Below are 26,734 nucleotides of genomic sequence, written 5' to 3'. Positions count from 1 at the left end.
TTGTTGGCTAGATGAGAAACGATCAAACATCAACCATTAGAGAAAAGATAGAGATCTGTAATTTTAAGAATACTCTATTGCTCATATTGCTAGTGGTTGAAAATCTTATCTAGAGTATTCCTAAGAATGCGTAAGTCAACTTGCATATCATGATATTGATTAACAAAGCTTTCAACACTAAAGTCATCATCTATTACACAAGAGTAGTTTAGATCTAGCACCTGACTTAGGTAATAAAAACCAGCTTTTCTGTAGCCTCCATAGAATAATTCAACAACCTGTGTGCCAGGATGGCACCAGATTAGATTAGTTAAGCCGGCACCATGGGGCGCTACAATTACTGATGCTCCTTGGTATAAAGCAATTTGTTCTTCAATACTGCGATGCTCATCTTCTACAGTTTCAAATTCAAAAACATTCTCAAGTAAATTGCGAACCTCTAATTCATTTTTAATAACTCGTTTTCCTCGCCTAGGTAGAAATAGTCGCCGACCAGATCTTTTTATAGAAATCTGTGGAAGAAATCTTTGACGAAGTAAGCTAATATCTTGTGGACTTATTCTATTTATCCTAGATTGATTATTTGCAAGTATTAGAGACTTTGCTTTTATTTGGATGTTTTTATTTCGCGTATCAATTATTGAACTTGTTGGAATATCCAAGTAACTTAAGTAATCTCTTTCGTACTGAGTATTATATAGTGGGTAACAAAGTTTAGCGTCTTTCCATATGTTTTTACTCAACGCATGCTCTATTCGACATAACTTACTAAGTATTAATCCAACAAATCCAAAATAACTAAATGATGTAGGGTGTGACCAAGGTGCTATAACTAATGGATATTCAATAGTATTAAACTTCCATGGCAGCTCTTTATATCCAGAAATATTTCCATAATCCAAATCAAGGAGAAGTTTTTGATTTAGAATTGCAATTCCTGAACTGGTTAAACTAAGATTTTTGATCGTACTGTCTTCTGTTATTTTCCAAACATAACTAGGTTCAAAATATATATTGCTTGTGTTGAGCATATGAGGCTCTTTAAAATCATCTAAGTTCAATATTTTTGATCCATTATTGGAACTTATATCGGCTATATTAATATGCTTGTTTTCTTTTTTATATACAACATCCTCTTTAAGGGCATCGATGCTTTGATCTCTATTTAGGGCTTTTCTCCAAAACAAGCTAAGCATCAAAATTGAGGCCTTAAAGGATAAAGTCTTAATTTTTGAAAGTATGATTCTTAGTCTTGTAATTAACGTTTTCATATATCTACTTAATGAAGAGCTAAGTGATTAATGGACTTCGATAAAGGTGCTCTATATCGTTGCTTATTTTTGCAATAAACCAATTTATAAGATATTTCATATACTCGTGTTACCCAGATAAACTTACCCCGAGGATCAGCAACGTCCACTTTTCTAAAATAGAATGGAGCATTTAAACTTCCATTTTATTTTTGAGTTAGGACTATGCCTTTCGATGCAGCGCTGAGTTTGCTAGCGTAGAGATAAACATATCAACAAGAAAAGCCATTAGAGCAATTGGAAGCATCCAAAAAAGTTTGAATAGGCTATAATTCTTCAGGCTTTTAAATCTTCGATATAGAAACCAGTTTGGAATCACCCATCTACCCATTGAAGATACTCTAGTTCGCACTAGATTTGCTACCCAATCTGGATTAGAATCATTGTTTTTCTGTATTACCAAACTCAAGTCTTCGCCAATACGATTACTGGCTTTTAAGTAATCAAAGATGAATGAATTAATTGTGTCAGAAACAATTAACCATTTCTCATGACTTAACAAAGTTGTTAAGTCTGTATATGCTTGGAAACTGTGCGAAGCATCTTTAGCACGGACAACGCGTTTGAGGTTTCTAGAAGTTGTTAACATATCAGTAACAGTCATCTCCCAAAGATAACCATCATCCATTTCAACACCTAAAGGTATTGTGATACGGCGGAGCACGAGTGTCCGAGCACAGTAAAGTTGACCGCAGATCCAGACTTCATCAACTGAAGCTCCAGATACGCCTGAAGCTAAAGCTGATAAACGCTCAATCAAGTTTTTATTTGGTTTTAAGAGTACATCCTTTACAGGCTTATCTGTGGAGATACTCGCATTAGAATTGGTTTCTAGGGCTAATATCAAATTTTGAAGAGTTGTTTCTTCAATAAATTGGATATCAGCATCCATCAAAATTAAATAATCAGCAGCAGCATTAGAAAAATCATGAACATAGGAATTCCAGGCCCTTGCTTTACCTGCTTGTGCGAGTTCACACACTTTCCAGGAAAATCGCTTTCTTTTAATTTGATTAGATGTAATCTGATTCAGAGTTTTTTTTGCAACTTCTGCAGTACTGTCCGTACATCCATTAGGAACTATAATAATTTCAATATCCCAATCTAAATTTGTTTCGTTAAAGATTGATTGATTGGACAATGATTGCAGAGTTTTATTAATAGAATCAGCTTCATTATAGGCTAAGATGCCGATGCTAATAGTCAACTTCATACTTGCTACTCCAATATTTTTTATCGTTCATCCTTATAGAGAATGGAGCTGATGCTTTTACTTATATAAGCAGTGACTTAAATAAAAACATGAGCCTTTATCTTAGGTAATTCTAGAATTCATGTTCTTGATGTTCGATTTTTTCTCGAAGATTAATGATTTCTCTAGAGCCCCGATAACTAATTACTTTTGCAGGAATACCCACAGCAATAGCATTATCTGGTATATCTTTAGTTACAACTGAATTAGCACCAATTGCTACATCATTGCCAATTGAAATTGCACCAAAAATCTTTGCGCCTGGTCCGATAAATACCCTATTACCAATCTTTGGGACGCCACACTTTTCACCTCTGCCGCCAATACCGATGGTCACCTGGTGACCTATGTTGCAGTATTCTCCTATTATGGCGTCAACATGAATTACGACTCCATTGGTGTGATTGATTAAAAGCCCCTTACCAATTTTTGCTCGATTAGGCACTTCAGCTCCAGTAATCGATTCAATTAATTTCTGCCAAAAGAAACAAAGTATCTTGAGTATTTGGCGAATAATAGGAGCATGGGCATAGTAATGAATCCATCGGCTTACCCGATATTGAGTACAAACCCATATACCTTTTGTTCCTAAGAAAATTAGAAACCAGTGATTAGAGCTAAATCTGTCAATATCACTCTGTAATTCACTGGCCATTACTTTCCAGGCATGCAAAGCTTTTATGACATTAGAAGATTTCATTATGGTTATCATTAATCATTAAAGCTAATACTTTTTCAAATATTATTACCTCTGAGTAGATAAGAGTCCCAAATAATTTATGTTCAAGAGCCACACCTGATTAAACCTAGAGTCATAGCTTGCGTCATTATCAACCCAAATCGACGTGCAGAAGGATACACAAAACATATAATATAATCTGCTAACCCATATGAAATCACTGTTGCTAGTGCAGCTCCAACTTCTTGATAAATAGGAATTAATAAAGCATTAAGCGCTATGTTCATCAATGCACCAAATGCTGTAAAGCTAAAAGCAAACCAAGTGAGTTCTTCTGTAGTAATCCAAATCTCTTTGACGTAGCCTAAAAAAAGAAACATAGAAGACCAAATATGGATAGATAAAACAATACCGGCAGCGCTATATTCCTGACCAAATATTAAAACTACGAAGGGTGTGGCTAAAAACGTCATGGGAATTGCAATACAGTAAACTAGCAAGGCTTGCAAATTACAAAGGCCTTGCAGCTTACTGTAGTAGTTTTCTTCACTCAATTTCTTTGCAGAGATGATTGATGGTGCCAAGGAGCGTACAATCATTGTTGAAGCAAAGGGCCAGATCTCTGAGAGTCTTACAGCTGCTGAATATATGCCAACAGATTTCTGATTTGAAAGCTGGCCAAGCATGACTTGATCAATTTTCATATAAATAACAATTGCTAGTGTTGAAAATACTAGGGGAAAACTTATTCGCAGTAGCTCTTTAGCTAGATGCCAATCATATCGCCAGGCAAAAATATTATTCCCCGTTATCTTAAAGACAAATATGAAGCCAATAATATTGAATAAGCTTTCCGTAACAACTAGCCATGCAAAAAACTCAACAGGAGCTTCTAACTGGAGAAATATTATACGTAATATGGTAATTAGGATAAATATGCAGTTCTTTGCCCAAATTGTATATTTGACTTCAACTTGAGATTGAAACCAGGTCTCAATAACATTAAATCCACTAAAAAGCGATGCTCCTGAAATAATAATAACTAGTTTACAGATCAGAAACTCATTTTGCTTCAGGAACAGAATTGAGCATATGGCAACAAAAAAAATGACTATGCCGGAAATAAATTTAATTGTAGCAGCTGTCCCTAAAATCTTCTCTTTATTTCCAGGGTCAGTAACTAGATCCCGAAAAGTAATTTGATCAGAGGCAAGCTTTGATAAAGGAGAGAATAAGCCTACAAAGGCAAGCGCAAAATTAAGGGTTCCAAACTGTTCAACACCCAGAAAGCGGGCGGTCCAAGATAAGGTGATAAACCCAACTCCCATCCGAAATACTCTCTCAGATGCTAGCCAACCGATATTAATTAAAATCTTCCGCTGGTCACTTCCAAGTTGACCTGAGATGATCTTGTTCAGTTTATCTAACATAAACTTTCAGCACCTACAGAGTATTCATTATGGCTTTTGCGCACCTGATATTAAAGTTGTAAATTCTATTCATTATTTCTCGAAAGTTTTCAAACCATTAAAGAGATAAGGCCTTTTGGTACTTCTCTAGCGCTACTTCTAAAGAAAAATCGGATGCACGTTTTTTGAGCTTGAGAGATTCAGAGGGATAATGAATAACATTTGTGATAGCTGCTGCAATTCCCTCAACATCAGCCACTTGGACAAGGCTTCCATACTCACCATGGGCCAGTATTTCTGCAGGACCACTTTTACAATTGGTAGCGATTACAGAGGTTCCCGCCGCCATTGCTTCCACTAAAACATTTCCAAATCCCTCCCAAGCAGAAGTAAGCACTAATGTCTTTGCTTTTGCCATATAAGCATAGGGATTAGCAACAAACCCTGGAAAGTCAATATCATTAGCGATGTTAAGAGTTTGTGCAAGAGCTTCTAAGGTAGATCTGTCCTCACCCTCCCCCAAAATAATCAATTTAATATTGTGTGATTTTCGAACACGAGCAAAGGCTCTTAGCAAAGATGGATAGTCTTTTTGTTCCGTTAATCGACCAACTGCAAGAATGACGGGGGGCTCTCCAGGTTCTAACCAAGGGTGCTTAACCGGCTGTCGTAGTTTAGTAATTAAGTCTTGGGTAAGAATTGGGTTATAGATAACATCAATTTTATCTTTAGGAATACCAAGCTGTACTAGATCATCGGCAACTCCCTTGGAAACAGAAACTACCTTATCTGCCCATGGATAAAAATAACCTACTAAAGTAGGAGTTAGTTTACGTTTCAGTTGGGTTGCATGTTTGGCTTCAATAGATAAATGGTTATGGACTGTCACAACTGATTGGGTATTTTCTCCCGCTAAACGACAAGCCCATAACATAACTAGGTTAGTATCTTCTAGTGCAGATATTAAAGCTGTCGGAGATTCTTTTCGAATGTATCGAATTAGAGTTGGTAAACTCTGAAAAAGCTTTGATTTGTTGAAGTTGATCAAGTTAATATTCGATGGTATTTGAGAAAGATAGGGGCCTTCTGCTTTTACAAGTAGTAAATCCACATGGATGCCTCTTTCCGCAAATCCGTAGGCCAAATTAAGCATTACTCTTTCGGCACCACCACCATCAAGAGAAGATAGAAATACAGCTAATTTATCCATAACATTGTTCTAAAAAATAAATATAGTGACTAATTGGTTGAAAATCGGTGTGTTGGATTTATTGGCTGAGTAGTTAAATTTCTATTTGGGATGAATCTTGATAAAGCTAAACTCACGTAAATAACCCAGAAAATAGAATTATGCTCTACCAACGTAGATTCAGTCTGATTGTAAAAGACAATAAATGATAGGTATATTAATGGCCACAATCCTTCTAATCTTTGATTTAACCGTGCTGAGATAATTGCTCGTCTTGCAATGCTTAGAAAGCTGAGACCAAAAAAGAACACCCCCCATAAACCAAACGCCAGAATTAACTCAAAAAAACCATTGTGAGAGTGAGGAGGAACGTAGGTTGTACCATATGCTTTAGCAATATAAGCAGACTCTCCATCCAAGCCAGCCCAAAATCCAACATAGCCATAACCTAACCAAGGCCGTTCCTGAATTTTATCTATCAACGCAGACCAAATGAGCGTTCGACCTGATAAGGTTGGGTCTCGTCCGGCAGATATTATAAGACTTTCATAATTTCCAACTACAAATGTCATCAGACAACCTACGATTAAGACAAATGTAAGTAAAAAAGGGATTGCTTTTGTGCCTCTCCACCAACAAACTTTATAGAGTTGCTTTAAAAGCATAAAAAAGATAGCTAAGCCCAAAGCAGTTTTAGAGGTTGATAAAAATACTAAAGTAATAAAAAGTGCGGAAGCGCCCCAAATCACATAACGCTCCTTCTTATTTTCTGGGGTAATAGCCAAGCAGACTGTTGCACCAAGAACCATGACTCGGGCAAAGAGATTTTTTTGAAGAAACGGGCCACGCCACGCACCCGCATGAACTCCAGCCTCTATAGCGCTTCCAGGTAAGGTCAAACTAAATAAGAGACTAAAGAGACCTACAGCAGCTAGTGCATATAGTAAGATTCTTAACTGCTCCTTTAGAGGAAATCTGGATGCAAAATATATGCCGAATACGCAAGTCTCAAGAAAAGCTAATGATCGGCGCTGAGTCATATCTGGAAAAGGTGACCATAGGAATGAAAGCATTACTAGTCCCACCAATCCCCAAAGAAATATATTTCTTACAAGTACACGCAAGATATTTCGCCATTGCATTACCAGCAGCATCAATGCTATGAGGAAAATGCCATGTTGTAAAAGAGAGGAGATGGAAGCCAAAGGGCTGGAAACAGATAAGGACGAACCAAGCTCTCCCTCTGATGCATTAAATAAGCTCTGGAATTCTAATAGGGTGGTAAAGAATATTAGTGCAAAACCTGAAAATATATGCTCTTTAAGGTTGGAAATATTTTTTACGATACTGAATGATGATATGTACGTAAAAAATGTTACAAATCTGCACCAGATTAGCAGACTGGAACCCAATATTTGCTGGCGAAAAGTAGTTGATAAAGATCGCATTTTGAAAGACTATCGTGTGAGATGATAATAGAAAGACCTCAGGTGTAGTTCCAACTTTTCGAAGATATTCAGCATAGACTGATATCCCTCGATTCTCTCACCTAGCTGCTTATCTTGTTCTCCTAAGAGCTTATGATTATTGATTGATATGGCAAAAAGATTATTTGCATATTTGCGGATAGATGGAAAGTTTTTCCTTAACCAATAGGCAGTCAAAATCTCAATCTTGTTTTTGAGAAATTGTTTTCGGTCATCTTTTTTCAGGGTATATAAATTGTTGCCATGAATTCGTTGTAGGGCTAATTCCGCCAGGAGGATATAGCCCGGTGCGGAAGAAAATGAGGCATATTTTAGATAGTCATCACTGGTAATCCTAATTTCTTCTGGCATTGGCAGCATTTTAGATAATAAGACTCTTCTAAAACAAAGACCAGAGGTAGCAGTACCATCCAGCGGCATTTTCCCTCTCAGATTGCCTTTATTAATGTGAGACCTAACATCATAAACACCCGACCTATCAGAACTGGATACATTAGAAGCGTATGAATCCAAGTTTTCTAGATCTTTGTCTACAAACTTAAGTGCATGAAAACACCAGTCAATCTCGTTATTATCGCTAAATACTTGAACTATCTTCTCAACTTTATTGGCTAAAAACACATCATCTGAGTCTAAAAATAATATAATTTCTCCTTTACTCTTTAAAAAACCCTCATTGAATGCGGACGCTTGCCCTCCATTCTCTTTGAGTACAGAAATTACTTTGCCATCGTATTGTTTGATAATGTCTCTAGAATCATCACTAGAACCGTCGTCTACAACAATAATTTCTATATTAGAGTAAGTTTGAGCAAAAACACTTTTAATAGCATCTGGTAAGAATCTCCCATAATTATAGTTGTTAATTAGAACGCTAACTAAAGGTTTAATCATGATAATGAAAATATGAAATAAAAATATAATTAATTGTCATCTAAATAATTGGAACATATTCTAGCGCTTTGAGAAGTTGAATATACATTTATCTCATGTCCTAATCAGGTTGAAAATATTGTTTTTCAGATATTTTTTCGTTAAGCCATTTGCCACCCATAGTTTTTAATGAAATTCAAGTATTTTTTGCCTATTTTGATCGGCTGATTGAGAATCCTCATCAACTTCATTGAGGGTTTTCTGAGAATTAATAATTAAGCCTAAAATGTTCTGATTGCTTTTTTTAAGAAGCTCTTTTGCAGCTATTACTTGTGAGTTATTGATCATTCCCAGTCTTGACACTAGCAATGTTCCATCTGTCATACGGCCCAAACTTAAAGATTCAGGATATTGATGAATTGGAGGAGTATCAATGATAATCAAATCATATTCCCCCTTTAAATGCTGAATCAATTTATTCATTCGCTCAGATCCAATTAATAAAGATGTATCGAGACTGCAATGCCCTGCCAGAAGTAAGTCTAGATTTGGATTAATCTTTTGTTTTGTATGTTGCCATTGAATATTTCCCAAAAGCAAATTTCCTAAACCTTCTAAAACGGGCTGCCTCCAGATCTTATTTTGAGAAGGATTATGAAGATTCCCATCAATTAGCAAAACTCGACTTCCAAGTTCTGAAATTGCTGCAGCTAAGTTTGCCGAAATAGTAGATTTTCCCTCATCATTTAAGAAACTTGTAACTGCAAAAGTTTTGATATTTTTGTCTGCTATTAAGTCTTTTATTCTATCTCTAATTTCTCTGTAAGCTGCCACGGATACCGCATCTAAATAAGATATCGTTGATATTCGTAAAATATCTGATATATCTGTATCTGAATCGGAATCTAAGTTATAAGGATATAGTCCTCTAGAACCAAGTGGTATTTCGCCTAATAATGGATAATTAAAAAGCTGACTGAGCTCTTTATCAGTTCTTAATCTTGGATCTAGGAGATTACAGACAAAAGCTGTAATGACATAGAGAAATCCACCGATAAGAAAACCAGTTATGACTATTTTTTTACTTCCACTGGAAATTGGGTCAGGGGATATTACAGCTGGGCTGATAATTTCTACATTCCCAATACTCTGACTTTCGATAATTCTAGTTCTTTGAAGGCTTGTGGCTAGAGTGTTGTAAGCTATCTGAGCACTTTCTAATTGTCGAACTAATTCTGTATACTCTTGTTCTAATCTTGGAATTTCTCTAGTTCTTAGATTTAGAAACGCTAATTGCTTCTCTAGAAATGCTAATTCATCAAGTAAACCCTGACGATTGATCTCTGATCTAATTAAATTAGCTGATAATTCTTTTTGTAGATCGCCTGCTTGAAGAATTTGGCTAGGTACATCCTCCGAGCGTCCTATGACCTCAAAGATTCGATTGTTTAGCTGAGTTTCTAGTGCTAATCTCTTATTTTCTAAGTCAATAACAACAGGACTTTGATCGGTGAACTCGGCACGTGTGACAATCAACTGATCTTCAACCAACTGGAGTTCAGTAAGCACTTTCTGAACTCCACTATCTTCCTGATTTAAAATATTTAGAGTCAGTGCTTCATTGATATCAATATCAACAGTACCTTGAAGTGCTGAAACTTGACCTGTTATCCTAACCAGCTCTGCCTTGATAGTGTCTACCCTACTGTTTACGCTGTTAATCTGCCTTGTAACTTCTGTAGATTCTGTATTAGGGTCAAGTATAAGATAGGCCTCTTTGAAGAGACGAATGGCATTTTCAGCCCCACGAAGTTCAGCTTCAGCAATAGGAAGCTGTTGGTTGATGAAATCTCGAGCAGCTGCAGCGCCTGCTCGATTAGTAGTTATATTATTGTCAATATAATTTCTCATGAGATTATTGACAACGGATTCAGCTTCCTGGGGATCAGTACTTTCATAACGAATTCTCAAGACATCTGTGCCAGGTTCATTTTTTACACTTAAGTTTTCTATGAAATCTTCATAAGTTAGCGGTTGGCCCTCTTCATCATTTAGATTGGACGCTTGAATGGTTTTTTCAACAATAGGATTTGAGAGTAGAATCTCTTTTTCAGTATCTAATGGAGTTGTTGTGTTAGAAAGAGATTCTAAAGTCCCCAGCTCACTAGTGTTTCCAGAAGAGATTAAACTAGGTGTTGGATCTCTCTTTTTAAGCAAGAGTTTACCAGAAGCTTGATAAACATCTTCACTATTAGCTAATGTAATGATTGATAGTATGATTGGGATATTCCAAACTAAAATGCCTGGCAACCAATACTGCTTCAAGATTCGAAAGTATTTCTGAAAATCTATATCTTCCGGATGCATTTTTGTTTCCATGGCAAATCATTTAATACATATAAAAATCATATTTCTGTTTGATTAAATAGTCAGTGTTTTTGCCTATTTGGCAAAAACAAATAATTTCTGATCTTAGAATATAAGGAATTTTAAATAATATAAAACAACTATCTAGTGAGACGTTTTTTATGGAGAAAATGTTTCGGATATATTGAAGTGAAAGTTTTTCAGGCAATCTTATTCACCAGACATTTAAGCCTATATTGTTGTTATTTGAGAGTTTTTAAAGCTCTATAGAAAGAGTAGAAACTGTTTTTTTGCTTTACTATTTAGATTAGATACGTTATCTATTACATGCCCTTTATATATTTTTTTGCATTTTAGAAGTTTTTTAGATGTTGATAGATTCATTTTCTACGCTTGGTTTATGTTGATCAACAGTGGTTTTCGAATTTGTAATTTTGCAATAAACTTCAAATAAAGACTGCGCATAGTTCTGCGTACTTAAGGGACGTACAGACTCTCGAGCCTGATAGCCCATTTTATTTCGGAGATCTGCTTTACTAATTAAAGTTGCCATTGCTTCTGTAAGACCCTTAATATCTCCTGGATTAACTATGATGCCATTGATACCATCAATGACAACTTCAGGAATTCCACCAACAGGTGTAGTTACTGGAGGCACACCAAAGGCCATGGCTTCTAATAAAGCCATAGGAAGTCCTTCATTGTAAGATGGAAGGATGAAAATACTAGCATCAGCTAACAGTTGGTCTCGTTGAACCGCATTGATCCAACCAAGTAATTTGATATGACTATGAATATCGAGACTACGAGCCAATTCTAGAAGCTCCTCATTGTCACCTGAACCTGCAAAAATCAAACTTGTCTGCGCTTGTAATTGCGGTTTCAATTGGCTAAAGGCATGTAATAGATCGAAAACTCCCTTGCGTAGATTTATCTTTCCTAGAAATATGATTTTTACTTCATCTGCATTTGTTCGTTGTAGAATCTCAGCTGGAAAATTGACAGGATTTTTGAGTACGAAACTTTTCTGAGGATCTAGGCCACAGTGTTCTATGTACCATGCCTCCCAACTGTCCGATAAACTAATGAGAAAACTCTTGTGAATTCCCCAATTAATGATTGACTTTAAAAAGCAAGGTAATTGATTGTAAAACAAGTGGAATTCGCTGCCATGGGTATGCAATAGCACAGGTTTTTGAAAAACTAGAGCTATGGTCATGAGGATTAAATTGCGCACAACGCTTCCTCTTTCAGAAACGTGAAGATGAACTAGATCAATATTAGTTTTTAATAACTCTCTTATAAAGAGAACAACAGATTTTGTGAAAAATATAATTGTGTACCATAAAGACGGCTTGCCTGAAGAGCCGTCCCAGGTAGCAATATGCTTTAAATGTGCGTGAGGAGACAGACCTTTAATAATATGTTGCTGAACAGAACCTATTCCGCCCTGTTCGTTTAGACTAGGGCCAGCTATTAAGATCTTCATTTTTATTGTGTATAACAGGATGCCTTATGAAAAGCCATTGAGGGTGGAGTTGCACTAATAAAGTGTTGGCCAGAGTAACACAAGTAAAAGACTTGTTGCGATATAAGGATCTGATAGGCCTGAAACCTTTGTCAGATAAAGGTTTCAGGCTATTTTGCGTTACAAAACCCAAATCCATTGACACGAAAGGACTTGAGCTATTTTGTCTATCTATTTCGCAACAGCTCTAAAATGTGTGAAAAACACTCTGCCTTCAGATAATTAAAATCTTTTGATGGTAGAATATTATTGTTCTATGTTCCTAAAGAGAACTACTCGATCTCTAAATGTAGAAGGCAATACTTTAAAGACATCTGCCAGAAATAGTTTTTATCTCCGGAGCTTAAGGGAAATAAACTCTTTTTGGCAAGAGAGATGTCTTTGTTCTTGATTGAGATCTTTCTTCTTGAGAAAATGTCTGCGAAAATCTTCATACAGCGCCTGGAAAGATTTTTCGACAAATCCAGTAATGACTATTATGTTCAGCTAGTTTGTTGTTCATTGCGAAGGCTTACCTATTTACGATCAGAAAATTAGACCATATCGTTTGCTTTGAAATGCCGATTGAGCACAAAAAAATATGTCATGAATGGTCGCCATATTTTGTACTTAATTCGATATGGAAAAAACGACATGTGAATATCTCTAAAATCTGTTGCAAAAAGGTGAGAAGACGCATGGTTGATGTCCTGTGGTTCAGTATACATAGGTGAAATTTTCATGTAGAGCAAAAATGAGAAACTTCACATGTTTCTCTTACAAGAAGCTTCCTTCTTTAATGTTCTGTTAACCTGAATTTAACCTTTCAGTAATTTATCCATATAATATCGCTCAGTTAGCGGATACCCCTGTAACGCAAAGGCAGGTCATCAAACTTGGGATAGTGGGTTAGTAGTTGGATGGAATGTTCAACATACCCAGGGATTTCGAACAGCAATGGATTTGTTATGGAGCCGGGCGAGGTAATGTCGTAACCGGATATTTCCTCCATCTAGTCGCATCACGTAGGTCTTGCTAAATATTAAGTGTTCTCTTAGAAATGCAGTTAGGATAGACTTTCACCCCACCAGTGATATAGAAGAAACACAGCTACAACACGCTAATCCTGGTAAGTTTTCGGATTATCGGTATGTGATTATCGAGCTTTTTGGAGAACGATAACGTCTTACGAACCAATCGAGATACCCGTTGTCTCAACAGAGTCCTCTAACAGCTCACGCCCAACCGCACGGTTGACGGCGACCTCTATCGCCGTTGAGCTATCGCTGAGTTGACCAGATGCTGGGCGATCCAAGGTTAAGCGAGAACAAATATTACACTATGTTCCTTACCTTAGAAGCACCATCCTAAAGACGTGTTGGTTGATTACCGCACCTGTACGCTAAACACATACAGGCCTTGTACCTGCCCTAGTATGCGTAATGCTGAATTACACCGTTCTATTCCTGGCTGTAATCCCGGCGAGGGATATAGAAGCTGGCAATAATCGCCATGCATAGCCACCAGAGGGTGCTGACCTGGGGGCGATACCAAACGGTATCCACCAGACCGTGGACCAGCATGCCAGAACAGGTTGCGATCGCGCCAATCAACCAATATCCCTGGCTATCCATATCCATCCGCAGACGACATAGCTGCTGCCATCCTTGATAAAAGGTCGTGCCTAACATCCACAAAAAAGCTGTAAACCCAATTACGCCTGCCTCAACCAGGGTTTCTAAGAAAATTGAATAGGCACTCAACGCCGTGTAATTAGGACGCTGGTAGAGCGGATAGATTTTATTAAACGCTTCATTGCCCGGTCCAATCCCAAGCACAGGTCTGGCCCGCACCATATCCATAGCCCCTTCCCAGACATTGATCCGGAAGTTGTTGCTACTATCTCCCCGCCAGGCAAACATCGTCATTACTCGCTCGCGGACAGGACTAACAAATAATGCCGAAAAGACTACCAGCCCTGCCATTACTCCCAACAGTAGCGGCAATGCCCAGCGTTTCCAGAACGGTGGAAACAACTCACTCCACCAGTACACCAGCAGTATCGTCAGTACAAAAAATAAGCCCAAAAGCCCAATCCAGCCACCGCGACTATAGCTCAATACCAAACAGGCAAGATTTAAGAAAAATGCGATCGCTGCCAGCAGCTTTGGTGTCCAACGCGGCCACACCAAAAACGCACTGACACTCATGGCCACAGCAGGCATCAAGTAGGCCGCCAGCAGGTTAGGATTTCCCAGATAGCTATAAACTCGGGTCGCCCCAGATAGATTCGTTGTTGGGTCCACCCAGGTGGCCAGCGCCTCAGCACCAAAAAAGTACTGACGCATCCCATAGGCAGCCACCGGTAAGGTAGCCAGCACATAGACCGACACAATGCCTGTGCGCAGCTTGGGCTGTCGCAGCACCCGAGCCATCAACATAAACAACAACAGATTTAAGGTCAGCTTGATCAAACCAGAAACCGCTGCAGCCTTGACCGGCGATAATGCCGTCGCCAATACCATGGTGCCCCAATAGAGCGTCACCCCCAGATGAATCGGCGTCAGCCAGCCATTCGCCTCATCACTGACCGTCAGCAAAAACCATAGCGCTGCACAAGCCAGCAGTAAAATACCAATCAGGGTAGTTGAGGTGTAGGGCGAAAGCACCAACAGAATCGCCATAATGGCTGCGGCTATCAGGTCGCCATAGGCCAGTAAGCTACTCCCCTGACGCCACTGCCGCAGCGGCGATAGCAACCGATGAATAAGGCTTACCTGCCGCCACTGATGTAGCGAAAACTGACCAAAGGTCAGGGTACGTAGCACTGTGTCAATCATTTAGAACAGCCGACCAAAATATGCGCCTGTATAGTAGCGGGTTAGTGGTCGTTGTCTCAAGACGGAGCACGTTTTACTTAAACAGAGAGGTAAAAATTGACTTGGATCTAGATTCGGTGCTTCAATGCGCTCTCGTCGTACCCAGGCAACATCGGGCGATCTGACCGCCCCATTGGGTAACCGAAACTCCGTAGATGAATCAAAGTCCAGGCCAGAACCATCCTTGTCAGCCCAATTTACTAGCTGCCAATGCTAACGACTCAACATCTACATGACTTTACTCCTTTCATTGCCTGCGCTACCTTGCCCATAGACACCTAACTTAACCCTCCGTTTTCCATGTTCAATCGGCGTCGCTTTCTCCTGCTCAGCAGCCTAACCATCGGAGCCTGCTCCGCCCGTCCCATTGCCCAATCCATCGCCAACGCTCCAAACTTCACAGCCAGCGAATCTCCTGTTCCCTCGGCCACCCTTGCACCTAGCCACCACCCCAACCTCGGCCAACCCATTGGCCCAGCCGAACTCTTCGCCCCCAAACGCGGCGATGTGCGGGCGGTAGTCATCAGCGACCTCAATGCCCGCTATGGAGCCGTGGATTATCGCCAGGAGGTGATGAAAGGGGTCTCTATACTGCCCCAGTGGGAGCCGGATATTGTGCTCTGTGTAGGTGATATGGTGGCCGGTCAGAGTCTCTCCCTAGATAGGGCTGAAGTGGAAGCGATGTGGAATGGGTTTGATAATCTTGTTCTCAGCCCCATTCGAGCAGCGGATATTCCCTTTGCGCTGACTATTGGCAATCATGATGCGTCTAGTCTGCAGGATCGAGGCGGCTATGTTTATCCGATTGATCGCGAGGTGACCACGCGCTACTGGCAGACCCATCAAAATGATTTGGATCTGCAGTATGTGGATACTGGCAATTTTCCTTACTACTACAGCTTTAAGCAAAACGATATTTTCTATATCGTGTGGGATGCGTCATCGGCTAATGTTGCGACTGATCAGGTGGCTTGGGCCGATCAGCAGCTTGGCAGTGAGATGGCGCAGACGGCAAAGTTCCGGATTGCGTTGGGGCATTTGCCGCTGTATGCGATTTCTCAGGGGCGCGATCGCAACGGTGAATTTCTCAATAACTCCGACCAACTCCAGACCGTATTAGAACGCCACAAAGTCCATACCTACATGAGCGGTCACCACCATGCCTACTATCCTGGCTATGCTGGCAAATTAGAACTATTACACTGTGGCGCACTAGGAAGCGGTCCCCGCACCTGGCTTAACCGTAATGACGCCGCCATGCAAACGATGACCGTACTAGACTTTTTCTTTGATACAGGAAACACCGTCTACACCACTTACAACATGAATCGCATGGACTTAGTAGACACAAACACACTGCCTCGCCAGATCGTTGGACCCACCGGTCGTGTACTAAGAAACGACATTGCTTTAGCTGACTTGACACCTGCAGAGCAGAATCAGACGTACATTCGCAGCGAAAACTGACCCAATTAGTCGCTGAGTGTTGTCAGGGGCTGCCAACTAAATTGCTGCGGAATCAACCGCTAAATCCCGTATAAGGGTAAGTTGTGTCAATAATTTGTATCTAAAGACGAATTATTCATAATTCATGCCTTCTGTGGTGGTTAAGCAAATTCGTGCTTGGCAAGTTCCCCAGAACTTACCAAGCCGACCAACTGAGTTAGTGCCTGGAGCAACGGTCCGCTTAGCCATAGAATTTGACGGCCATGGCTACTGTTTTTTTGCTACAGAAATTGATGGGGACTATACCCTAAGTGAATGGCACCCATCCCTAAAAGCTGCCGAACAAAGCGCTGCTGAGAGGTTTGGTCCAAGGTCGAGGGACTGGGAGACCATGGGAATGCAATAAAAAAACTTCTTTGTAGGAGCGTTCTATAGAACGCTCCTACCAGATTGATTTTAGGCAAACCCAGATAGCGCCGCCGATGCTGTTCGAGCCGGTTCGAGCTTAAATACCACCGTTGCCAATGGTGGCAGGGTTAAATCTAGCGAATAGGGCCGATTGTGATAAGCCCAGTCATCGGACCATTTGCCGCCGAGATTACCCATATTGCTGCCGCCAAATTCGCGGGAGTCACTGTTAAAGATCTCCCGGTAATACCCCTTAGCGGGCACACCCACACGATAGTGGCTGTGGGGCTGTGGGGTGAAGTTACAAACAGCGACGATAAATTCATCGCTGTCTTTAGCCCGACGAATAAAGGCAACAACGCTGTGCCTGTTATCACTGCAGTCAATCCACTCAAACCCCTGCTGATCAAAATCTTGAGTATACAAAGCTGGCTCACTCCGATAGGTGGCGTTGAGCTGCTCCATAAAGGTCTTAAGCTGATGATGGGACTGATATTGCAGTAGATGCCATTCCAGATCGCCCCAGACGTTCCATTCGCTCCACTGACCAAACTCCATGCCCATAAACAAGGTTTTCTTGCCTGGATGCATGAACATATAGGTGTAGAGACAGCGCATATTGGCACATTTCTGCCACTCATCACCGGGCATTTTGCCGATCATGTTGCTCTTGCCATGCACCACTTCATCGTGGGACAGCGCCAGCATAAAGTTCTCGCTGAAGGCGTACCAAATACTAAAGGTGACGTTGTTTTGATGAAACTGACGGAACCAGGGGTCCATGCTGAAGTAGTCCAGCATGTCATGCATCCACCCCATATTCCACTTGAGGTTAAAACCAAGACCGCCGACATAGGTGGGCCAAGATACCATGGGCCAGGAAGTGGATTCTTCTGCAATTGAAAGAACGCCAGGATAGTAGCTAAAGATCAGATGGTTTACCTGACGTAAGCAGTCAGCCGCTTCAATGTTTTCACGACCGCCATAGTCATTGGCTACCCACTCGCCAGCTTTACGGTTGTAGTCCAGGTAGAGCATCGAGGCCACAGCGTCTACACGAATGCCATCAATGTGATACTTGTCAAACCAAAAGAGGGCGTTGGCCACTAAGAAATTACGCACTTCATTGCGGCCATAGTTAAAGACCAGGGTGCCCCACTCCTTGTGTTCACCTTTGCGAGGGTCAGCGTGCTCATAGAGATGAGTCCCATCAAAAAAGGCAAGACCATGGCCATCCTTAGGAAAGTGACCCGGCACCCAGTCCACTAGAACACCAATGCCATTTTGGTGACACTGATCAATGAAGTACATCAAGTCTTCAGGAGAGCCGTAGCGAGATGTGGCGGCATAGTAGCCTGTGACTTGATACCCCCAAGAGCCATCAAATGGATGCTCGGCCACGGGTAGTAGCTCGATGTGGGTAAAGCCTAGTTCTTTGACATAGGGAATCAGCTTCTCGGCAAGTTCCCGGTAGGTGAGAAAACGTGCACCGGGCTTAAGGTCAGCCACAGTCACCACCGGAGCATCGGTACCGTCTAGTTGCTTAGCGGGTTTGACCGAAGCTTCATGCATCCAGGAGCCCAGATGTAACTCATACACTGAGACGGGCTGAGTCATCGGGTCCTGATGGCGACGTTGCTCCATCCAAGCATCATCTTGCCACTGATAGCTATCGAGGTCTGTCACAATTGAGGCTGTCTTGGGACGTACCTCTTGCTGAAAACCGTAAGGGTCAGACTTTTCGTAAATGTGGCCTGCGTGGTTTTTGATTTCGTACTTGTAATGGGTGCCGACGCTTAGCTCAGGAATAAATAATCCCCAAATACCGCCGAAACCGATATTCATCTGGTGCTGGCGACCGTCCCAGCTATTAAAATCACCCAGAACCGATACATTACGGGCATTGGGTGCCCATACGGCGAAATAAACCCCTGCTACACCGTCAATCGTGGTGGGATGAGCCCCGAGTTTTTCATAAATACGATGGTGGTTACCTTCACCAAACAGGTGCGCATCATATTCGGTAACTAGTGGAGATCGGAAGGCATAGGGATCGTAGACAACATGCTCATGTCCATCTTCTGCTTCGTACCGCAGCTGATAGCTGGCTAGATCATTCACCTCAAGCACACATTCAAAGAAGTCACCGTGATGTTCGTTGCTCATCGGGACTTCCTGGCGGCTATCGGGCAAAATCACCCAAGCAGATTGAGCTTTAGGTAGATAGGCACGCACCGTCCAAACATCTTTACCCTCTATCTGAATGCGATGGGGGCCGAGAACGTCAAAGGGATTGTGGTGATAGTTACCGACAATCCGGTCAATTTGCTCTGGGGCCGTTGTTAGTGCCATAGAAGTGTAAACCTAGTAACCGTATATAAAAGTGCTGTTAAAAAGGGTGGTGCGCTAAATCGCTGTCTTTAAATGAGCAAAGACCATGAAGTTTAGGTTAACAGAACGTTCCTTAACATGGAAGGTAACAGGCATCCGTCATCAGCGCTTTGAGAATACGGATAATTGCAGCCTTGGTGTGAAAATTTGAAGGCTGGCTGGGAGGATATGGCGGGTGAAGAACTTGCTCAGATCATTAGCAATTGAGAGTGCTGCTGTTGTCTGGCTAAAACGGAATCACTGGCTTAAATGCACGACGCAGCTGTAATAGAAGCAGAATGAAGTCGTATTCAGGACTTAGATTTAGGGTAGGTGTAGTTTGAGACGCGGCTAGGTCTGCCTGGAGCTGGGCATAATCAGCAGGTGATAAGGTAGTGCCATCTAGGGGGGAACGGGCCTCAAAGATGATTTCAGTCCTCAGTATTTCTTCTGGCACATCATCAGCGGGAGGCAGCAAAATTTGATCTATATTGACTGCTGGGGTCGCAACGGGAGCTAAGGGCTGATGGCTAGATGGAACAGGTGGATCGCTAATGGGTTGGGCCAGTCCCCAGCTGCTGCTGCTGAACCACAATCCGATACAGCCAACGCTAACGCTTAAGAGTTTCGGCCAGGAGACTTGTGGCCAAGACACCATGGGTTTAGATGGAAGTTTTCCGCTATTTTGAGCCATTGCTGTTAATGATTGCTGCTGTAGGCAGCGCTAAGGAGTTTTATGCCTAGCTTTTCTTTACTCAGTTTAATGGGTCGTCAGATGCATTATCGACCAAATAGCGGCTTCGCCAAGTTTGCTATCGTTGCTCAGCTTACCTTCATGGGAACGGTCTTAGGGCTGTGGAGTCCTATGGCAGCTCCGGCTGCAGCTCAGGCCCTGCTTGAGGAACAGGTTGAGTTTCAACCTCAGCAGGATACGTATACCTTCACAGGGGAAGCAGGCGATGCGGTCATCATTGAAATGGTGAGCGAAGAGTTTGACACGTTTATCACCCTGATGAACCCGGCTGGGGAGATTCTAGAGCAAAACGATGACTATAACGGGACTCCTCAAGCGACTATTGTGATGGAATTGCCGGAGACGGGTGAGTATACGTTGCTGGCCGGTTCATTCTATGGACAGCTGGGGGGCACTTATCAGGTGACTGTAAAACCGGCTACGGACTATCAGCTGGTGTATGACCGGGCTTTAGAGCTGATGCAGTCTGAGGACTATGGCGAGGCAGCTGAGGCTTACACAGCCGCGATTGTACTTAGAGCTGATGATCCCAATGCGTATTTAGGCAAAGCTGATGCACTGCTGCGCCAGCAGGCATTGATCCTAGGAGAGACCTTTAGGGGGCCGAATGATTTGCCTGCAGAGATTCGGTCAGAAATTGTAGTGAATTACGAAAAAGCGGCTCAGCTTTATACGGCTACTGGTGAAGAGGAGTTTGCCCAACTGATTCGAGAACAGGCGGAATTTGTGCGGTCGGGTCAAGCGCCTGAACGCTAGTTAATGGTTGGTTAGTAAGGACAGTCAGTACCAATCTCTAACATTAAAACGCATTAATGTTTTTAGATTTATGGGAAATTGGCGATTTCTTTACACAATAATCAAAACTTTCCGGATGTTGGTGAGTCTTTAAGAAGGTGTGAATGAGTAGATGAACCTTGACATATCCCTCACAGATAATGCTGGGGGATTTTTTTTGCTTTTAATATTTTGGGGGTTGAGGCTAGGGCGGTCTGTTAGGCGATGCTGGTATCGTGGGCATTGGTGTTGGGTGCCATCGGTCCGTTGAGAGGCTGTGTTTATGTCTTCATCGTTCGAGCATGCTAGCCGAGACAACCTGGTAGCGCTGGTTAAAGATCTAACGCAGAAGCTGGAGGTTTTGGCGGCGCAAAAGCATGATGCGGAGATCATGCTGGATACGGTTGTAGAGCATTCTACGATTTTGGAACATGAGCTGCAGCTAGCTGAACGCCATGTGAGGGAATTGAATGGTGTGTTGGAAGAGCGAGTTAGACAGCGTACCGCTGAGTTGGAAGCGGCCAATCGGAATTTGGCTAGAGAAATTGCTGAGCGGAAGCAGGCACAGGAGGAGGCGCTGGCGTTGACTCAACAGGTTTTGGAGCAACGTTCTTTGACGATTGAGCGCACCTATGAGGCAGTGCACAATGGGCCATTGCAGGAACTGGCGGTGCTATTGCGGACGGATATTTGTTCGTTTTCAACGCAACAGCTGCGATCGCAACTACAAAAAATCAACACTGACCTGCGGGGCATCTATCAATCCATGCGCGGCGCGGTTAATAATCACTATGAAGTGCTGTGTTTAGAAGGCGGTTTAACGTTGGATCTCAATGAAGACCTGCCGGGTTTACTATTGCAAACCTTTGAACACACCCTAGAAAGGGACTTTCCTGGATTTAAGACAATTCTGTTTCAGATCACCCCCGACTTTAGCCCCCTGGTAACGACGACACTATCGTTAGATCATAAACGTGGTCTTTGTCTTTATTTGCAAGAGGCCCTTTGCAATGTGGGTAAACATGCCCTAGGTACCACCCGCTTAGAGGTACTGTGTGAACAGCGCCAGCATAGCTACTACCTGGGTATTGTCGATAATGGACCTGGCCTGAACCCAGACAGTCCGACCAGTACAACCCTGTCCGATCAGCAGGGCACCCATCAGGCCCAGCGACTGGCTAAAACCCTGACTGGACAGTTCCAGCGGCTGGCTAATCGCCCTCGGGGAGTGCGATGTGAATTAGTGTGGCCCATGTCTCTGGCATAAGGCCCTGGGCTAGTGGATCAGCCCAATTTTTCGAGCTTCAATTTCGATTTGCACCTTTAAGTCTTTGTCCGGTTCATCCCCAATTAGCAACGCATCCTGAATTCGTACCCAGTAGTTGCGAATGGTGCGATCGCTCGTACCCATCCGTTTAGCCACCGCCTTATCGGTGAGCCCTTCTTGAAACCGCAGCTGCAGCAGCTCTAACCATTTAGGATGAAACTCAGGTCGAGACTTTACCTTTTGCGGCAAGTACACCGACCCACGCATGGCAAAATCAATATAGTTCAGCATTTCCTGGAGCGGCAGGGACTTATCCATCGCCGCAAAGCCCCCTTCATAGCCTTTGATAATGGCCTTGAGCCGTACCAACGGATTAACATCAGTACTCAACACGGCAATATTGGGAGCCAGCTGACTAGTCAGCAATTGCTCCACTAGCTTTAACCCCACATCAGGTGTGGCCACCGCCCCAGCCCGCTCAGGAATACTTAGATCCACCACCATTAGCTCCGGTTGAACTTGCTCCATCCTTTCCATGGCTGACCCATAGTCCTGGGCTGTAAAAATATCTGCCCATGGATAAGCCTTCTGCAAAGCAGGGACCGTACCTTGCAATACGGCTTCATGATCATCGACCACCAAAAAACACTGTTTGCTCGAAACGTCCTGGGCTAAATCCATCATGGTCTTCTGCAATATTGCGCCTGGTGCTTTTGCATCACCATACTGGTTAGCGTTGCGACAGCTACAAATCTGAAAGTAAATTTTACGCTCATCGAACTGTCGAAAACCTTGCCGTTTGTTGGACTGAATGATGTCAGAGGGGGGGCAGCCGCCACCGAGAATGCTATTAAACAGCGTTCCAAAGTTGGCAAAAACTACTTTTCTAGTTGCCATATCAGGAAAGAACCGATTGCTAACTGTATGACAAACTGTGGCTGAGCAATTCAACAGATGGCTGGTGAACTTGTGCTTCACTCACCGTTATAGGACTGAATCAGCGGATATTTTTCTGGATGGTTCCCGACAAAGGCAACAACATTGTTGGCACCATTAGAAACTAGAGTCTCCCAATGGCTAGACTGGTTGACGCTGCTAGGCTTGGTGTATTTACACTGGGGGATTTTCTCTTCTGAGATAACCAAGTCACTGATTCGTTAGCCAGTTAACTGTTAACTCAACTACGTGTGTTTTTTACGGGGAAAATCAACAATGCCAGTGCCACAGACCATAGAGCAGTGCAAGCAAGTACTTGAGATTAAGCAGGTAGGCTCTAGCTACTGGCAACAGTTGATGCATACGGGAATTCCAAAACAAGATGCTCGGTCAATTGCAGTTGCGATCGCCAAATACGACATCGCCCAATGCCAGCCCCAGGATATCCAAAAGCAGCTCATTTCTCACTACAGCGCCTTTGTCTGCCGCGCCAACCTCTGGCGTGCTGGACTGCTTTTGAATGAAGCCAACTAAACCTTGTTCAACTCCCCGCTCCTGGCATCGAGCACTATCACGTTTGGGCCTTGGTCACCAACACATGACGACCCACCTGACAGTCTCGTAAATTAGAAACCCCTAGAAACCTGCATCAGCCTGTCCTGCTGTTTGAATCACACTCAGCAGGGCAGGCTTCGTTCTAAACACAATTGGCTGTAGCGATACCGTAGCATCAAAGACCCTACCGCCAGACTGAGACCAACGTAATTGTCCATTAAAAGGTTGTCGGTTAAGCATAGCCGTAACCAGCTGTTCACAAGCAACTGAGCCATAACAAAAATCTGTTATCTTCTGCTTTTCTAATTGATCAGCAGATACCCGCAACAACTGACAGATAGCCGGATTCCCATAGACAATCTGGCCATCCTCAATCCGAGCAATGATTAAACCCATAGGAAGCGCTTCAGTCACAAGCTTAAATTGTTCTGCCAAAGGTTTAATCTCCCCAGCCTGCTGCTCTCCCCTAAAAGTGATTAAGTTTGAAGTCTGTTCTAGCTGCAGGATCAGATCGCGATTTTGCTGATGTAGACTGTCCAAAAGCATATCTGAATGCTCAAGGGCCATATCGAGCATCAGTTGCAGATCAGCCTTTTCCTGTTCCAATTCTAGTAATCGATGTCTGAGACTGGCGGCAGAATTTACGCCATTAGCATTAGCAGCGGGATGAACTGGATCACTATCTGACATGGCTTGGATAAGAATAACTGCTGGTACTTTAGAGGACCTGATCCTCAGATCCGTTCCAAAAATGGAAAATCACCTACCGCGCTGGCTACTTCAAAAAACTTGCACAGCCATCCAGTCCTAAAACGGCGGTCTGGGTTCCCCTATATTTGGAGCACTCATTAGCGATAGAAATTGCCTGATACCATTGCTTAATGGCTCAGTTATGATTGGTTGACTGGTTGGCTACCTGCCCAAAAGTAAGCATGTTGGAGATTGTACATGGAAATCAAAGGCAAAGAGTATGAGGTCGTTTATGATCAAGCGGTGTCAACCGTGACATTTAAAGGCGAACTGGCGCTGATGGGCATGGGAGAATATCCACCAATTGCTGCGCTCTTAGAGCAGTCCCTGGAGTATGCAGCCAGCCAAGAGGTGGGTCAGTTGACCCTTGATTTACGAGATCTTAAATTTCTAAATAGCTCTGGCATTAACGTTATTTCCAAGTTTGTCATCAAAGCACGTCGAGCGACAAACGTTGCCATGAAAATTCGGGGGTCTAACTCAATTCCCTGGCAGTCTAGGTCTCTAGTAAATCTCAAACGATTGCTCCCTGAAATGGTTGTAGAACTGGGCTAAAACTGGCCATGAAAAGACTTTTGAAGAGAAGGTAAAATCTTGACAAAATCTTACCGTTTACCCAAAAGTCTCATTCTATGCCTGTCGCTCTGCAACAGGAGAATAGTCTTCATTTCATCCAAGGCTCACCCTTATTTTAGGCTCTCACGCTTAAATAATTCCCCCGTTACCCCATCACTCATCCACCCATCCACAGCCTCAACCTGAGCCTTTATTTTTGTGCAATCTCCTTACTGGACCAGACTTGAACATTTCAAGACTTGTTGGATCCATTTGCTAACATCCAAGTGTAACCTCAGAGCAATCTTCCCTTGAACTCACGAGGATATTGTTATCTCTCAGATGCCAATATCACTGGCCTTAGAATTTTCAGATGCTACCCAACATACAGCTTAGCGCAAGTATCTAAAGATAAAACACCACTGACTAATCCTGAGATCATGGGCACGGCTTAGCGCAAAAAACAGAATTATTTTATGGCTAATTTTTATCATTATTTAATAGGTAAGATGAGTAATTTTTAATGTTCATTTCATTAGATCTTTAATTAAAGAACTCACTATGGTTATGATGTCTTGACTGACGCAGCTTCAAGTCTTTCCTTATGTCTTGACTGATGCAGTTTCAAGCCTTTCCTTCTACCTCAGCGTTATTCCAAGTTTTATCTATGTCACATATAGATGTTGTCGAACGGTGCTCAGAGCTATCGTTTCACTTTAGGCAGGAGTTACAACTGTGTTATCAACCTGTTATTTCACTACAAAACAAAGAACTCTATGGGTTTGAAGCCCTGGTTTTTTGGCAACCAAACCGCGCACAGCTTTATACAGAGAATATAGCCGAGCTAGTATCACACTCTCAGCTGGATCATCTCTTTTATCAGTGGATATTTTACGAAGCTTGCCGTCAGATGAAGCAATGGCAAACCCATTGCATAATTGACAAACCTCTATATGTGAGTGTCAGTCTATCCAAATGCCAGCTATCATGGCCATATTTAATAACCTCGATTCAACAAATCTTAGCAAGGACGGGATTAGCCCCCCACCATTTAAAGGTAAAGATTCCTAGCAGCTCAATTATCCAAAACTGGTCAGCAGCACAGTCAATTATTAGACAGCTCGATCAGCATCAAATCTCAATTTGCATCGATGACTTTGCCCCGTCCTTTTCATGGCTTCAGTGGTTGCAACGTCTATCGGTAGACACTGTAAAGTTGAAAACTCCATGTATCCATCAACTATCCACAAACCGTCAGATTAGAAAGTCCTATGATCTGACCCTAGATATCGCCCAAAACGCTAACACCAAGGTCATTGCTAAAGGTATTGATACCGATAAGCAACTTGCAGCTGTTAACTCCCTTGGCTGCACCTATGGTCAAGGTCATCTTGTCTCCCAACCGGTCAGTCCTCGCGAGGTAACATCGTTAATTTCATTTCAGGACAAACACCTTGTCCTTTATCTGACCGCAATGCATCATCTGAGTCAGTTTGCACAAGAGCTTTTAGGCAAGATGCTAGTCACAAAATACTGGCAGGAAACCAAACCGACTAAACCTTGGTTAACCTCAATTGAACCCTACAAAAATCAGACAATGCCGCTCTTGTATAAGCAGCTAAATACCTGGCAACAGAAAGATTTGCAGCACTGGACCCATGAATTTATACAACGCTGTAATCAGATTATTCGTGGTTTTTCTCAGTTGTTGCCTGAGGCGAATTTTAGTCATATTCAAAAAAAACTACTCAGGGTTTAGAGAGAACCGTGCAGTAGAGCAATCATTGACATGACAAAATAGTGTTTGAGTCGTCAGATCTCAACCCAAACAATCAATTGTTGTTAGACTAAATCTGCGTCTGTGAGAGAGTTTATTGACCTGACTTTAGCCCATTGTTATCTTTATACTATGTTCAGAATCAGGGCAATACTCCCAATATTCAATGTTGCAAACCAGCCTGCACTCC

General features: G+C 42.3%; 22 protein-coding genes and 1 pseudogene. 7 read left to right on the top strand and 16 right to left on the bottom strand.

The window, feature by feature from the left end:
- Positions 1-89 precede the first annotated feature (89 nt).
- From N836_RS48570 to N836_RS78020, 12 genes and pseudogenes are all read right to left on the bottom strand, one after another.
- Positions 90-1,271, bottom strand: a complete 1,182-nt coding sequence (locus tag N836_RS48570; RefSeq protein ID WP_023071986.1) for a glycosyltransferase family 61 protein — start codon at positions 1,269-1,271, stop codon at positions 90-92.
- A gap of 202 nt (positions 1,272-1,473) precedes the next feature.
- Positions 1,474-2,523 (bottom strand): glycosyltransferase family 2 protein, encoded by a 1,050-nt coding sequence (locus tag N836_RS48565; RefSeq protein ID WP_023071985.1) that lies wholly within the window; start codon positions 2,521-2,523, stop codon positions 1,474-1,476.
- Positions 2,524-2,635: 112 nt separating this feature from the next.
- Positions 2,636-3,262: a serine O-acetyltransferase gene (locus N836_RS48560; RefSeq protein ID WP_200867403.1), complete on the bottom strand. Its 627-nt coding sequence runs from the start codon at positions 3,260-3,262 to the stop codon at positions 2,636-2,638.
- 83 nt (positions 3,263-3,345) lie between these two features.
- Positions 3,346-4,671, bottom strand: a complete 1,326-nt coding sequence (locus N836_RS48555; RefSeq protein WP_023071983.1) for a flippase — start codon at positions 4,669-4,671, stop codon at positions 3,346-3,348.
- A 97-nt stretch (positions 4,672-4,768) separates the two neighbouring features.
- Entirely contained in the window at positions 4,769-5,860 is a 1,092-nt protein-coding gene (locus N836_RS48550) for a glycosyltransferase (protein ID WP_023071982.1), read from the bottom strand.
- A gap of 29 nt (positions 5,861-5,889) precedes the next feature.
- A complete protein-coding gene (locus tag N836_RS0137625) occupies positions 5,890-7,287 on the bottom strand; it encodes an O-antigen ligase family protein (protein WP_081716826.1) in 1,398 nt (465 codons plus the stop codon).
- A 9-nt stretch (positions 7,288-7,296) separates the two neighbouring features.
- On the bottom strand, positions 7,297-8,220 hold the full coding sequence (locus N836_RS48545) for a glycosyltransferase (protein ID WP_023071978.1): 924 nt from the start codon (positions 8,218-8,220) through the stop codon (positions 7,297-7,299).
- Positions 8,221-8,385: 165 nt separating this feature from the next.
- A complete protein-coding gene (locus N836_RS48540; protein ID WP_023071977.1) occupies positions 8,386-10,578 on the bottom strand; it encodes a GumC family protein in 2,193 nt (730 codons plus the stop codon).
- 352 nt (positions 10,579-10,930) lie between these two features.
- Positions 10,931-12,055, bottom strand: coding sequence for a glycosyltransferase family 4 protein (locus tag N836_RS0137620; RefSeq protein WP_063624665.1), 1,125 nt, complete (start codon positions 12,053-12,055; stop codon positions 10,931-10,933).
- Positions 12,056-13,259: 1,204 nt separating this feature from the next.
- Entirely contained in the window at positions 13,260-13,388 is a 129-nt protein-coding gene (locus tag N836_RS77865; RefSeq protein ID WP_268744305.1) for a hypothetical protein, read from the bottom strand.
- Between the two features lie 145 nt (positions 13,389-13,533).
- Positions 13,534-14,913, bottom strand: a complete 1,380-nt coding sequence (locus N836_RS48535) for an IctB family putative bicarbonate transporter (RefSeq protein ID WP_023071975.1) — start codon at positions 14,911-14,913, stop codon at positions 13,534-13,536.
- A pseudogene (locus N836_RS78020) lies at positions 14,914-15,147 on the bottom strand (hypothetical protein); the annotation flags it as partial. It abuts the gene before it with no gap.
- 105 nt (positions 15,148-15,252) lie between these two features.
- Between N836_RS78020 and N836_RS48530 the strand changes: the two are divergent.
- Both N836_RS48530 and N836_RS48525 read left to right on the top strand, forming a co-directional pair.
- Positions 15,253-16,419 (top strand): metallophosphoesterase family protein, encoded by a 1,167-nt coding sequence (locus tag N836_RS48530; RefSeq protein WP_023071974.1) that lies wholly within the window; start codon positions 15,253-15,255, stop codon positions 16,417-16,419.
- 124 nt (positions 16,420-16,543) lie between these two features.
- Positions 16,544-16,804 (top strand): hypothetical protein, encoded by a 261-nt coding sequence (locus N836_RS48525; RefSeq protein ID WP_023071973.1) that lies wholly within the window; start codon positions 16,544-16,546, stop codon positions 16,802-16,804.
- A gap of 50 nt (positions 16,805-16,854) precedes the next feature.
- On the opposite strand, the gene glgB is transcribed toward N836_RS48525, so the two are convergent.
- A complete protein-coding gene (gene glgB / locus N836_RS48520) occupies positions 16,855-19,158 on the bottom strand; it encodes a 1,4-alpha-glucan branching enzyme (RefSeq protein WP_023071972.1) in 2,304 nt (767 codons plus the stop codon).
- Positions 19,159-19,423: 265 nt separating this feature from the next.
- On the bottom strand, positions 19,424-19,834 hold the full coding sequence (locus N836_RS77000; protein WP_152532102.1) for a hypothetical protein: 411 nt from the start codon (positions 19,832-19,834) through the stop codon (positions 19,424-19,426).
- A 78-nt stretch (positions 19,835-19,912) separates the two neighbouring features.
- Between N836_RS77000 and N836_RS73115 the strand changes: the two genes are divergently transcribed.
- Positions 19,913-20,686, top strand: a complete 774-nt coding sequence (locus tag N836_RS73115) for a pre-peptidase C-terminal domain-containing protein (protein ID WP_023071970.1) — start codon at positions 19,913-19,915, stop codon at positions 20,684-20,686.
- A 301-nt stretch (positions 20,687-20,987) separates the two neighbouring features.
- Complete coding sequence (locus N836_RS48515; RefSeq protein WP_023071969.1) at positions 20,988-21,971, top strand: histidine kinase; 984 nt, start codon at positions 20,988-20,990, stop codon at positions 21,969-21,971.
- Positions 21,972-21,980: 9 nt separating this feature from the next.
- On the opposite strand, the gene N836_RS0137605 is transcribed toward N836_RS48515, so the two are convergent.
- Positions 21,981-22,868 (bottom strand): response regulator transcription factor, encoded by an 888-nt coding sequence (locus tag N836_RS0137605; protein WP_023071968.1) that lies wholly within the window; start codon positions 22,866-22,868, stop codon positions 21,981-21,983.
- 315 nt (positions 22,869-23,183) lie between these two features.
- Between N836_RS0137605 and N836_RS48510 the strand changes: the two genes are divergently transcribed.
- The gene (locus N836_RS48510; protein WP_023071967.1) at positions 23,184-23,441 is read left to right on the top strand and encodes a hypothetical protein; all 258 of its coding nucleotides are present in this window, start codon (positions 23,184-23,186) and stop codon (positions 23,439-23,441) included.
- A gap of 102 nt (positions 23,442-23,543) precedes the next feature.
- Here the strand turns inward: N836_RS48510 and N836_RS48505 are convergent, their stop codons facing one another.
- Positions 23,544-24,152, bottom strand: coding sequence for a PAS domain-containing protein (locus tag N836_RS48505; protein ID WP_023071966.1), 609 nt, complete (start codon positions 24,150-24,152; stop codon positions 23,544-23,546).
- Between the two features lie 258 nt (positions 24,153-24,410).
- On the opposite strand from N836_RS48505, the gene N836_RS48500 reads away from it, so the two are divergent.
- Together N836_RS48500 and N836_RS48495 are read left to right on the top strand one after the other, a co-directional pair.
- Complete coding sequence (locus tag N836_RS48500) at positions 24,411-24,767, top strand: slr1659 superfamily regulator (protein ID WP_023071965.1); 357 nt, start codon at positions 24,411-24,413, stop codon at positions 24,765-24,767.
- Between the two features lie 667 nt (positions 24,768-25,434).
- On the top strand, positions 25,435-26,526 hold the full coding sequence (locus tag N836_RS48495; RefSeq protein WP_161634950.1) for an EAL domain-containing protein: 1,092 nt from the start codon (positions 25,435-25,437) through the stop codon (positions 26,524-26,526).
- The last annotated feature ends 208 nt before the right edge of the window (positions 26,527-26,734 follow it).

Origin of the sequence: Leptolyngbya sp. Heron Island J, from assembly GCF_000482245.1 — a bacterium.
GTDB lineage: Bacteria > Cyanobacteriota > Cyanobacteriia > Phormidesmidales > Phormidesmidaceae > Leptothoe.
This window is presented reverse-complemented; position numbering and strand designations above follow the sequence as displayed.